Source organism: Pseudomonas sp. NBRC 111138 (assembly GCF_001320835.1).
GTDB lineage: Bacteria > Pseudomonadota > Gammaproteobacteria > Pseudomonadales > Pseudomonadaceae > Aquipseudomonas > Aquipseudomonas paracarnis.
Genome location: NZ_BCBO01000035.1, coordinates 47,326 through 59,442 on the forward strand (window position 1 = coordinate 47,326; position 12,117 = coordinate 59,442).

The window sequence follows — 12,117 nt, forward strand, 5'->3', positions numbered from 1 at the left end:
AGGTTGCATGGATCAGGCCAACGCTGGGTTTGAGGGAAGAGCTGTTAAATCAATCAGTTGCGCAAAAAGTGATGGCCGTTAGCCTGTTTTATTCTGCACGACCCGGGGAGAAGCCTGCGGCGTTCTGCACGATTCAAACCCCGAAGCGGTTGCGGTAATCGCTGGGGGACAGGCCGGTGATTTTCTTGAAGATGGCGCGAAAGGCGCTGGGGTCCTGATAGCCCACGGTCCAGGCAATGTGATCGATCGTGCCGTTGGTGAACTCCAGCATCTGCCGCGCCTTGCCGACTCGCAGATGCTGACAGTACTCGGTGGGTTTCAGCCCGGTGGCGTTGCGAAAGCGGCGCAAGAACGTGCGCTCCTCCAGGTTCGCCTCCTGCGCCATCGCCGCCACGGACACATCCACCGCGCCACTGGCCTGCAGCCAATGCTGGACCTTGAGGACCGCACCATCACCATGCCTGAGAATCGGCGCAAAGTTGCTACCGCACTGGCTGGCACTGGCGCTGTGCTCGATCACCAGAAAGCGCGCAGTGTCAGCTGCAATGCTCGGCCCCATAAGCCGATCGACCAGGCGCAGGCCCAGCTCCGACCAGGCCATCAGCCCAGCGGAGGTGATCAGGTCGCCGTCATCGACAATAGGTTTATCCGCTTCCAGTCGCACCGCCGGGTAACAGGCCGCAAAAGACTTCGCGGAGGACCAGTGGGTGGTGGCACTGCGGCCATCCAACAGGCCGCTGCGCGCCAGCATGATCGAGCCGATGCACACGCCGCCCAGCACGGTGCCGCCCGCATGTTGCAGGCGCAGCCATTCCAGCAGCGCAGGCGGCGCCTGGTCTTCGGTGAACTCTGCAATTGAGGGCGGCACCAACACGGCCATCATCGGTTGCTCGGGGCCTGGGTGGCTGTCGAACGTGCGCGCGGGCGTGCCGTGGGCATCTACCTGCCAGTGGCTGACCCGCAGCAGCGGTAACTGCGCAGATTCATGCTCGGCGGCGATGCGGTTAGCGACCCCGAACAGGTCGGTCAGCCCGTGGACTGCGGCGAGTTGCGCGCCCTGGTAGATCAACACACCCAGCTCGACAGTGCTGCGTTGCGCGGCCATTGTCAGTTTTCCCCCTGTTATTGTCGGTGCAGCCAATTCTCGGTGTGATCGCCAGCTAAGATACTAGGCCCATCAACCCATCACGAGGCAACACACATGGCCAAGCAGGCGCTCATCCTAATCGATATCCAGAACGACTACTTCCCCCAGGGCGAGTGGCCGCTCGACGGCGTGGAAGCCGCAGCGGATAAGGCGGCGCAGGTGCTCCAGGCGTTTCGGCAGGCAGGCGATGCGGTGATTCATGTACGGCATGAGTTCGCTGGCGACGACGCACCGTTCTTCACACCGGGCTCCGAAGGCGCGCATTTGCATGCCAAGGTGCTCAACGAGGGCGATGAACCGGTGGTGCTCAAACACTTCGTGAATGCGTTTCGCCAAACCAACCTGCGCGAACTGCTGGAACAGCGCAGCATCACCGAGGTGGTGGTGGTGGGTAGCATGAGCCATATGTGCGTTGACGCCGTGGTGCGGGCGGCAGCGGACTTGGGCTACAAGGTTACGGTGATCCATGACGCCTGCGCGACCCGCGACCAGGAATTCAACGGCCAGGTGATTCCGGCGGCACAGGTGCACGGGGCGTACATGGCCTCCCTGGCATTTGGCTATGCGGGTGTAGTGTCGGCAGAGGAATATCTGAAAGCCCAAGCAGCGGCTGCGTGACCGCCACCTGGGCTGATCGCTTTAGCGTGTGGCAATGATGAACAGCCGCGGAAAGGGCAACAACACCGTGCCATCGGCCAGGGCTGGATAAGCCTGGGTAATTCGCGCCTGGTATTGCTGCAGGAAGGCGGCTTTTTCATCGTCCGTCAACGGCGCAAGAAAAGGCCGCAATGCCGAAGCCTTGAACCACTCCACCACCGCCGCGTGGTCCGCCAAGGGGTGTTGATAGGTGGTGCGCCACACGTCCACGGTACTGCAATGCTTGCTCAGCAGTTCGTAGTAGTAACTGGCGGTGTGCCGTTCATTGTGTTTGACCGCCCCTATCTTTGCCGACCATGGGCCATCGGCCGCGACTTCTCGGGCAAGACGATGGGCGGGCTCGTCAAGATTGTCCGGGGTTTGCACCGCCAGCGTACCGCCTAGGTTCAGTTGGTGGACCAAATGCGGGTAGAGCGTGGCGTGGTCGGGCAGCCATTGCAGCGAGGCATTGGCCAGAATCACATCCAAGCGTTGCGCAGAATGCCAGGCGCCGATGTCCGCCAGCTCGAAGTTCAACCTGGGCAGGCGCTTGCGGGCGTCTGCCAACATGTCATCGGAGCTGTCCATGCCAGTGACGTGCGCTTGGGGGAAACGCTCGGCCAGCACTTCAGTGGAGTTTCCCGGCCCGCACCCCAGGTCGACTGCGGTGCCCACGTCGGTGTTGGGAATTGCCGCAACCAGGTCACGGACGGGGCGAGTGCGCTGCTGTTCGAACATCGTGTACTGCTTGGCGGACCAGGTCATCACAGCCTTCCTTCTTTGTTAGAGGTGGCGCCAGCCTAAATCTTGTGAGCCATGAGAACAAATGCTGGGGTTGGTGTGCTGCCTGTACAAAGGCACCCCGCGCGCGACGCCTGCACGTCGACCATAAAAAAACCCCGATGCTTTCGCTATCGGGGGTTTTGTTTGTTCAGGGTCGGTCTTGGACCTTAGAACGGGATATCGTCATCAAAGCTGTCGAAATCCGGAGCCGGTTGCGGAGCAGCCTGTTGTGGTGCTGGGCGCGACTCACGCTGTGGCTGCTGGCTTGGCTGCGGACGCGACTGCTGTGGGCGCGGTGCCGAGTTGGACATGCCGCCCTGGCCCTGTTGGTCGCCCTGTGGACGGCCGCCCAGCAGTTGCATGGTGCCTTGCATGTCGACCACGATTTCGGTGGTGTAACGCTTGATGCCGTCTTTTTCCCACTCGCGGGTTTGCAGTTTGCCTTCGATGTACACCTGCGAACCTTTGCGCAGGTATTCACCGGCGATCTCTGCGACCTTGCCGAACATCGACACGCGGTGCCATTCGGTCTTCTCGACCTTCTGGCCGGTCTGCTTGTCGGTCCACTGTTCGCTGGTCGCCAGGCTCAGGTTGGTCACGGCGTTACCGTTAGGCAAGTAGCGAACTTCGGGATCCTGGCCGCAAGTACCGACCAATATGACTTTGTTAACCCCACGGGCCATAACGTTCTCCTAGGCTGGGCGCGCTGTTGGCACTGGGTTGACCAGTTGCTCGAGCGTCGCGCGATCCAATAATTCGGTGTCCAATTTGATGTAAATGGCCGCCTCTTCAGCGACCACGACTGCATCCGTTACCCCTACGACAGCCTTCAGGCGCTCTACCAGGCCGGCTTCGCGGATCGCTTCGGGCGATAGCGGCAAACGCAGACTGGTGACGTAGGGAGGTTCGCGCATGGTAACAGCAAAGACCAGCCAAAGTGCAGCCAGCCCGGCGCATCCGAGGAACACAACCGACAAACCGCCATGCTGGAACATCCAGCCGCCCATGATGCCGCCCAACGCGGAACCCAGGAACTGGCTGGTGGAATACACCCCCATGGCCGTGCCCTTGCCGCCTGCCGGTGAAACTTTACTGATCAATGACGGCAACGACGCTTCGAGCAGGTTGAAGGCGGTGAAAAACACCACCGTACCGATCACCAATGCTCGCAGGCTGTCGCCGAACTGCCAGAAGAATAGTTCAGTGAGCATCAATGTCGCGACGGCGCCGAGTAAAACTCGTTTCATTTTGCGTTTCTTCTCGCCATAGATGATGAACGGGATCATGGCGAAGAACGAAATCAACAGCGCAGTGAGGTAGACCCACCAGTGCTGTTCCTTGGGCAGGCCGGCTTTTTCCACCAGGGCCAGGGGCAAGGCGACGAAGCTGCACATCAGCATGGCGTGTAATACGAAGATACCTAAATCCAGGCGCAGCAAGTCCGGGTGCTTGAGCGTGGGAAGCAACGCCTTGCGTGCGACGCCCGATTCACGATGCTGCAGGGTACCGGTGGAGCGCGGCACCATAAAGGCAACGATCAGGATGCCAAACAACGCCATGCCGCCCGTGGCCAGGAACAGCCCATGCAAGCCGAACGCGCGCGTGAGCAAGGGCCCGACCACCATGGCCACGGCAAACGACAGGCCGATGGTCATGCCGATCATCGCCATGGCCTTGGTGCGGTGTTGTTCGCGGGTCAGGTCCGACAGCAGCGCCATCACGGCGGCGGAAATCGCACCGGCGCCCTGCAGGATGCGGCCGGCGATCACGCCCCAGATCGAATCGGATTGGGCCGCTAGCACACTGCCAAGGGCGAATACGATCAGCCCGAGATAGATCACCGGGCGACGGCCAATGCGGTCGGAAATAATCCCGAACGGGATCTGGAAAATCGCCTGGGTCAGGCCATAGGCACCAATCGCCAGGCCGATCAAGGCGGGGGTCGCACCTGCGAGATCCATCCCATAGGTGGCCAGCACTGGCAACACCATAAACATGCCCAGCATACGGAAGGCGAACACCAGGGCCAGCCCGCTTGCCGCTCGGGTCTCGCCGCTACTCATGCGTTCGCTGTGGGGATCGTGCATGGAAAAACCTCGTGTGAACCGGCGGCGATTCTACCAGTCCCATCGATTGAGAGGGTATATGCGGCGCTTTGCCGCGCAGCTTTCATGTAAGGCTGCAGGCGGCGTTTTGACAGTGTATATTCATCCAGTCTTTAGCCGTATACTCCGGCATCATTTACGCCCGCCGTGCGAGGCCATCTTGGACAAGATCCTGATTCGTGGGGCTAGAACCCACAACCTGAAGAACATCGACCTGACCCTGCCCCGGGACAAACTGATCGTCATCACCGGCTTGTCCGGCTCCGGCAAATCGTCCCTGGCGTTCGACACGCTGTATGCCGAAGGTCAGCGCCGCTATGTGGAATCCCTGTCGGCCTACGCCCGGCAGTTCCTGTCGATGATGGAAAAGCCCGATGTCGACACCATTGAAGGCCTGTCGCCGGCTATTTCCATCGAGCAGAAATCCACGTCCCACAACCCGCGCTCCACCGTGGGTACCATTACCGAGATCTACGACTACCTGCGCCTGCTCTACGCACGCGTGGGTATCCCCCGCTGCCCGGACCACGATATCCCCCTGGAAGCCCAGACCGTCAGCCAGATGGTCGACCTGGTGCTGGCCCAGCCCGAAGGCGCCAAGCTGATGCTGCTGGCGCCTGTCATTCGCGAGCGCAAGGGCGAACACCTGTCGGTCTTCGAAGAGCTGCGTGCCCAGGGTTTTGTACGTGCGCGCATCAACGGCAAGCTCTATGAGCTGGACGAAGCGCCGAAGCTGGACAAGCAGAAAAAGCACTCCATTGATGTGGTGGTCGACCGATTCAAGGTGCGTGCCGACTTGCAGCAGCGTTTGGCGGAATCGTTCGAAACCGCGCTGAAGCTGGCCGATGGCATTGCCCTGGTAGCGCCGATGGATGACGAGCCGGGCGAAGAGATCATCTTCTCCGCGCGCTTTGCGTGCCCGATCTGTGGCCATGCCATCAGTGAGCTGGAACCCAAGCTGTTTTCCTTCAACAACCCGGCCGGCGCCTGCCCGACTTGCGACGGCCTGGGTGTGAAGCAGTTTTTCGATATCAAGCGCCTGGTCAATGGTGACCTGACCCTGGCCGAGGGGGCGATACGCGGATGGGACAGACGTAACGTCTACTACTTCCAGATGCTTGGGTCGTTGGCCTCCCACTACAAGTTCAGCCTGGAAGTACCGTTCAACCAACTCCCGGCAGACCAGCAGAAGGTCATTCTAAATGGCAGCGGTTCGCAGAATGTCGACTTCAAATACCTGAACGATCGCGGTGATATCGTCAAGCGCTCGCACCCGTTCGAAGGCATCGTGCCGAACCTGGAACGCCGTTACCGCGAAACCGAATCGGCGAGCGTGCGCGAGGAGCTGGCGAAGTTCCTCAGCACACAGCCATGCCCGGATTGCCGTGGCACGCGCCTGCGCCGTGAAGCCCGGCATGTATGGGTGGGCGAGAAGACCTTGCCTGCAGTAACCAACCTGCCGATCGGCGATGCCTGTGAATACTTTGGCGTGCTGAAGCTGACCGGTCGTCGTGGCGAAATTGCCGACAAGATCCTCAAGGAGATTCGCGAGCGGTTGCAGTTCCTGGTCAACGTGGGCCTGGACTATCTGTCGCTGGACCGCAGTGCCGATACCCTGTCTGGCGGTGAGGCACAGCGCATTCGCCTGGCCAGCCAGATCGGCGCGGGCCTTGTGGGCGTGCTGTATATCCTCGACGAGCCGTCGATTGGCTTGCACCAACGAGATAACGACCGCCTGCTGGGCACGCTGAAACACCTGCGCGATATCGGCAATACCGTGATCGTGGTGGAGCATGATGAAGACGCTATCCGCCTGGCGGACTACGTGGTCGATATCGGCCCCGGCGCGGGCGTGCATGGTGGCCATATCGTTGCTGAAGGCACGCCTGCCGAGGTGATGGCACATCCTGATTCACTGACCGGCAAATACTTGTCGGGGCGTGTGAAGATTGAAGTACCCGCCAAGCGAACGCCGCGTAACAAGAAGATGGCGCTGCATCTCAAGGGCGCGCGCGGGAACAACCTGCGCAATGTCGACCTGGAGATTCCACTGGGCCTGCTGACCTGCGTGACCGGTGTTTCCGGTTCGGGCAAGTCGACGCTGATCAACAACACCCTGTTCCCACTGAGTGCCACCGCCCTGAATGGCGCGACCACCCTGGAAGCGGCAGCTCACGACAGCATCAAGGGCCTGGAGCATCTGGACAAGGTGGTCGACATCGACCAGAGCCCGATTGGGCGTACGCCTCGCTCCAACCCAGCCACCTACACCGGGCTGTTTACCCCTATCCGTGAGTTGTTCGCTGGCGTGCCAGAGTCGCGCTCACGGGGTTATGGGCCGGGCCGCTTCTCGTTCAACGTCAAGGGCGGCCGCTGTGAAGCGTGCCAGGGCGATGGCCTGATCAAGGTGGAAATGCACTTCCTGCCGGACATCTACGTGCCGTGCGATGTGTGCAAGAGCAAGCGCTACAACCGCGAGACCCTGGAGATCAAGTACAAGGGCAAGAGCATCCACGAGACCTTGGAAATGACGATCGAGGAAGCTCGCGAGTTCTTCGACGCAGTGCCGGCGCTGGCGCGCAAGCTGCAGACGCTGATGGATGTGGGCCTGTCGTACATCAAGCTGGGGCAGTCAGCGACCACGCTGTCGGGTGGCGAGGCGCAGCGGGTCAAGCTGTCTCGCGAGCTGTCCAAGCGTGATACCGGCAAAACCTTGTATATCCTCGATGAGCCGACCACTGGCCTGCACTTCGCGGATATCCAGCAGTTGCTGGACGTACTGCACCGCTTGCGGGACCACGGCAATACCGTGGTGGTGATCGAGCACAACCTTGATGTGATCAAGACTGCCGACTGGCTGGTAGACCTGGGGCCAGAAGGTGGTTCTAAGGGTGGCCAGATCATCGCAGTGGGCACTCCGGAGCAGGTTTCCGAAATGCCTCAATCGCACACCGGTTACTACTTGAAACCGTTGCTGGAACGCGACAGGGCCTGATTTTTTCATCGCCCAATAAAAAGCCCCTGCCACTTTGCGGTGACGGGGGCTTTTTTATAGCCGGGAATCAGAACTGCGATTGCAGGTAATTTTCCAGGCCGATCAACTTGATCAGGCCCAACTGCTTTTCCAGCCAGTAGGTGTGATCTTCTTCGGTGTCATTCAACTGCACCCGCAATATTTCCCGGGTGACATAGTCGTTGTGCTGTTCGCAAAGCTCAATGCCCTTGCAGAGTGCGGCACGGACCTTGTACTCAAGGCGAAGATCGGCAGCGAGCATGTCAGGCACTGTGGTACCCACGTCCAGATCATCAGGACGCATACGCGGCGTGCCTTCGAGCATCAGAATGCGGCGCATCAGGGCGTCAGCGTGCTGTGCCTCTTCTTCCATTTCGTGGTTGATACGCTCATAGAGCTCGGTAAAGCCCCAGTCTTCGTACATACGCGAATGGATGAAATATTGGTCACGAGCTGCCAGTTCGCCCGTCAGCAACGTGTTGAGGTAATCGATTACGTCGGGGTGACCTTGCATCGCCCTACATCTCCCTGCTTGAAAGACTGTAGTTTGAACCATGCTGACTTGAAGGTCACGGGACAAACGGCAGAAAAGTGAAGATTTCCGGAGAAAAGTAGCTGAAATAACGCAAAAACCGCCCAAATGAGGGCGGTTCTGCTTATCGTTTAGAGTCAGTTAAGCGATACACCCAATGCCTTTGCAATTGCTTCTCCATAAGCCGGGTCGGCCTTATAGAAGTGCTGCAGTTGACGCTGGACCACATCGCTGGAAACCCCAGCCATTGCGCCCGCGATGTTATTGGTGAGCAACGCTTTTTGCTCATCATTCATCAGACGGAACAGCGCACCGGCGTGGCTGTAGTAGTCCGTATCTTCGCGGTGATCGTAACGATCGGCGGCACCGCTCAGGGCCAGTGCTGGCTCTGCATATTGCGGGGCTTGTTTTGGTGCGTCGGCATAGCTGTTTGGCTCGTAGTTCGGAGCCGCCCCACCATTGCTGCCGAAAGCCATGGAACCGTCACGCTGGTAGCTGTTAACCGGGCTACGTGGTGCGTTCACCGGCAGTTGCTGGTGGTTAGTGCCCACACGATAACGGTGAGCATCGGCGTAGGCGAAAACTCGACCTTGGAGCATACGGTCTGGCGACAGGCCAACGCCTGGGACCATGTTGCTTGGGCCAAATGCGGCCTGCTCGACTTCGGCGAAGTAGTTCTGCGGATTACGATTGAGCTCCAACTCACCCACTTCAATCAACGGGAATTCTTTTTGCGACCAGGTCTTGGTCACGTCAAACGGGTTCTCGTAATGGGCGTTCGCCTGTGCCTCGGTCATGATCTGGATGCACACGCGCCACTTGGGGAAGTCACCGCGCTCGATTGCACCAAACAGATCGCGCTGGGCGTAGTCAGGATCGGTACCCGCCAAGCGCGCAGCCTCGGCCGGAGCCAAGTTTTTAATGCCTTGCTTGGTCTTGTAGTGCCACTTCACCCAATGACGCTCGCCCTGGGCGTTGATCAGGCTGTAAGTGTGGCTGCCGAAACCGTGCATGTGACGGTAGCCGTCTGGAATCCCGCGGTCCGAAAACAGGATAGTGACCTGGTGCAACGCCTCAGGGGAGTGCGACCAGAAATCCCACATCATTTGCGCGCTTTTCAGGTTGCTCTGCGGCAGGCGTTTCTGGGTGTGGATAAAATCCGGGAACTTCAGCGGATCACGGATAAAGAACACAGGGGTGTTGTTACCGACGATGTCCCAGTTGCCTTCCTCGGTGTAGAACTTCAAGGCGAAACCACGTGGATCGCGCTCAGTGTCGGCCGAACCGCGCTCCCCACCCACCGTGGAGAAACGCAGGAACGTAGGGGTCTGCTTGCCAACGGACTCGAACAATTTGGCGCTGGTGTATTCGGTAATGTCTTTTGTCACCGTGAAGGTACCGAAGGCACCCGAACCTTTGGCGTGCACGCGACGCTCAGGGATGTTTTCACGGTTGAAGTGAGCGAGCTTCTCGATCAGGTGAAAATCGTCGAGCAGCAAGGGGCCACGAGGGCCGGCGGAACGTGAGTTCTGATTGTCGGCAACGGGCGCGCCGCTGGCGGTGGTAAGGACTTTATTCTGGCTCATGCGCATCTTCCTCAGGTCGGGCTTGAAACTGCCGGCTAATCGGCTTGGAGGGAGTATTGACCATCCACATGACACCTACAAATTCATTAAATTGTAGGCTTCAATAGAAAATAACTACCAACATGCCCGACGCTTATAGTGAAGCGTGTCGCCTGAAGATTCTTGTACGCAACGCGCTTTTGTTACGCGCACAAAAAACCGGGCACTAGGCCCGGTTCTTCGTTGCAGCTTGTCGTATTACTCGGCGCTTACAGCTTCGCCGGCAGTAGCACGATCAACCAACTCGACGTACGCCATAGGCGCGTTGTCGCCAGCGCGGAAACCGCACTTGAGGATGCGCAGGTAGCCGCCCTCACGGGTAGCGTAACGCTTGCCCAGGTCGTTGAAGAGCTTACCAACGATAGCTTTCGAACGAGTACGGTCGAAAGCCAGACGGCGGTTAGCCAGGCTGTCTGTCTTGGCCAAAGTGATCAGCGGCTCAGCAACGCGACGCAGTTCTTTAGCTTTCGGCAGTGTAGTTTTGATCAGCTCGTGCTCGAACAGCGACACCGCCATGTTTTGGAACATGGCCTTGCGGTGCGAGCTGGTACGGCTCAGGTGACGACCACTTTTACGATGACGCATGGTTCATTCCTTACCAAACTCACGTTCGGTGATTACGACGATCAGGCAGTCGCCTTGTCGTCCTTCTTAAGACTTGCAGGCGGCCAGTTGTCGAGGCGCATGCCGAGGGACAGACCGCGGGAGGCCAGAACGTCCTTGATTTCAGTCAAGGATTTCTTGCCCAGGTTCGGAGTCTTCAACAGTTCTACTTCGGTGCGCTGGATCAGGTCACCGATGTAGTAAATGTTTTCCGCCTTAAGGCAGTTAGCCGAACGTACAGTCAGTTCCAGATCGTCAACCGGGCGAAGCAGGATCGGATCGATCTCGTCTTCCTGCTCGATTACCACTGGTTCGCTGTCACCTTTGAGGTCGACGAACGCAGCCAACTGCTGTTGCAGAATGGTTGCAGCGCGGCGGATAGCCTCTTCAGGATCCAGGGTACCGTTGGTTTCCAGATCAATAACCAGCTTGTCCAGGTTAGTACGCTGCTCGACACGGGCGTTTTCCACCACGTATGCGATACGGCGAACCGGGCTGAACGAAGAGTCAAGCTGCAAGCGACCAATGCTGCGGCTTTCGTCTTCATCGCTCTGACGCGAGTCGGCCGGTTCATAACCACGACCACGAGCTACAGTGAGCTTCATGTTCAGGGCGCCGTTAGACGCCAGGTTAGCGATTACGTGATCGGGGTTAACGATCTCGACATCATGATCCAGCTGAATATCGGCAGCGGTAACCACCCCCGAACCCTTCTTCGACAAGGTCAGCGTAACTTCGTCACGGCCGTGCAGCTTGATAGCCAGACCTTTAAGGTTCAACAGGATTTCAATTACGTCTTCCTGTACACCTTCGATGGCGCTGTACTCGTGGAGCACACCGTCAATCTCGGCCTCGACTACTGCACAGCCGGGCATTGAGGACAACAGGATGCGGCGCAGCGCGTTGCCCAGGGTGTGGCCAAAACCACGCTCGAGAGGCTCGAGAGTAATTTTGGCGCGGGTTGGACTGACAACCTGCACATCAATGTGGCGGGGTGTCAGGAACTCATTTACCGAAATCTGCATGGATGCACCTATTTTCTAGCCCTTACTTGGAGTAGAGCTCGACAATCAGGCTTTCGTTGATGTCGGCGGACAGATCACTGCGAGCAGGAACGTTCTTGAAAACGCCCGACTTCTTCTCAGTGTCTACTTCTACCCATTCTACGCGGCCACGTTGGGCACACAGATCGAGAGCTTGGACAATGCGAAGTTGGTTTTTTGCTTTCTCGCGAACTGCGACCACGTCACCAGCACGAACCTGGTAGGACGGAACGTTTACGGTCTGACCGTTAACGCTGATCGACTTGTGCGATACCAGCTGACGGGATTCGGCACGAGTCGAACCAAAGCCCATACGGTATACAACGTTGTCCAAACGGCATTCGAGCAGTTGCAGCAGGTTTTCACCGGTTGCACCTTTCTTGCCAGCAGCTTCTTTGTAGTAGCCGCTGAACTGACGCTCGAGAACGCCGTAGATACGACGGACCTTCTGCTTTTCACGCAGTTGGGTGCCGTAGTCGGACTGGCGACCGCGGCGTTGGCCGTGGATACCAGGTGCTGCTTCAATGTTGCACTTCGATTCGATCGCGCGCACGCCGCTCTTCAGGAAGAGATCGGTGCCTTCGCGACGAGCGAGTTTGCATTTTGGACCAATGTAACGAGCCATTCTTT

General features: G+C 58.7%; 11 protein-coding genes. 2 read left to right on the plus strand and 9 right to left on the minus strand.

What is annotated here, in order from left to right; all coding sequences use genetic code 11:
* Positions 1-133 precede the first annotated feature (133 nt).
* Positions 134-1,105 (minus strand): GlxA family transcriptional regulator, encoded by a 972-nt coding sequence (locus APH41_RS07055; protein ID WP_054918190.1) that lies wholly within the window; start codon positions 1,103-1,105, stop codon positions 134-136.
* Positions 1,106-1,201: 96 nt separating this feature from the next.
* On the opposite strand from APH41_RS07055, the gene APH41_RS07060 reads away from it, so the two are divergent.
* Entirely contained in the window at positions 1,202-1,765 is a 564-nt protein-coding gene (locus APH41_RS07060; protein WP_054918192.1) for a cysteine hydrolase family protein, read from the plus strand.
* Positions 1,766-1,786: 21 nt separating this feature from the next.
* On the opposite strand, the gene tam is transcribed toward APH41_RS07060, so the two are convergent.
* The 3 genes from tam to APH41_RS07075 all read right to left on the minus strand — a co-directional run bounded on the left by tam (position 1,787) and on the right by APH41_RS07075 (position 4,653).
* A complete protein-coding gene (gene tam, locus APH41_RS07065) occupies positions 1,787-2,548 on the minus strand; it encodes a trans-aconitate 2-methyltransferase (protein WP_054918195.1) in 762 nt (253 codons plus the stop codon).
* A gap of 185 nt (positions 2,549-2,733) precedes the next feature.
* Positions 2,734-3,249, minus strand: coding sequence for a single-stranded DNA-binding protein (locus APH41_RS07070; protein WP_003232445.1), 516 nt, complete (start codon positions 3,247-3,249; stop codon positions 2,734-2,736).
* A gap of 9 nt (positions 3,250-3,258) precedes the next feature.
* Positions 3,259-4,653, minus strand: coding sequence for an MFS transporter (locus APH41_RS07075; protein ID WP_014720149.1), 1,395 nt, complete (start codon positions 4,651-4,653; stop codon positions 3,259-3,261).
* 178 nt (positions 4,654-4,831) lie between these two features.
* On the opposite strand from APH41_RS07075, the gene uvrA reads away from it, so the two are divergent.
* Positions 4,832-7,666, plus strand: a complete 2,835-nt coding sequence (gene uvrA / locus APH41_RS07080; RefSeq protein ID WP_054918198.1) for an excinuclease ABC subunit UvrA — start codon at positions 4,832-4,834, stop codon at positions 7,664-7,666.
* 67 nt (positions 7,667-7,733) lie between these two features.
* On the opposite strand, the gene bfr is transcribed toward uvrA, so the two are convergent.
* The 5 genes from bfr to rpsD form a co-directional block, all read right to left on the minus strand.
* Positions 7,734-8,198, minus strand: a complete 465-nt coding sequence (bfr, locus tag APH41_RS07085; RefSeq protein WP_003176400.1) for a bacterioferritin — start codon at positions 8,196-8,198, stop codon at positions 7,734-7,736.
* A gap of 155 nt (positions 8,199-8,353) precedes the next feature.
* Complete coding sequence (locus tag APH41_RS07090) at positions 8,354-9,802, minus strand: catalase (RefSeq protein ID WP_054918200.1); 1,449 nt, start codon at positions 9,800-9,802, stop codon at positions 8,354-8,356.
* 237 nt (positions 9,803-10,039) lie between these two features.
* Positions 10,040-10,426 carry a 50S ribosomal protein L17 gene (rplQ, locus tag APH41_RS07095; protein ID WP_003176402.1) on the minus strand — a complete coding sequence of 129 codons (387 nt, stop codon included), beginning with the start codon at positions 10,424-10,426 and terminating at the stop codon, positions 10,040-10,042.
* 41 nt (positions 10,427-10,467) lie between these two features.
* Positions 10,468-11,469 (minus strand): DNA-directed RNA polymerase subunit alpha, encoded by a 1,002-nt coding sequence (gene rpoA, locus APH41_RS07100; RefSeq protein WP_003176403.1) that lies wholly within the window; start codon positions 11,467-11,469, stop codon positions 10,468-10,470.
* Positions 11,470-11,491: 22 nt separating this feature from the next.
* Positions 11,492-12,112 carry a 30S ribosomal protein S4 gene (rpsD, locus tag APH41_RS07105; RefSeq protein WP_003176404.1) on the minus strand — a complete coding sequence of 207 codons (621 nt, stop codon included), beginning with the start codon at positions 12,110-12,112 and terminating at the stop codon, positions 11,492-11,494.
* Positions 12,113-12,117: the final 5 nt, after the last annotated feature.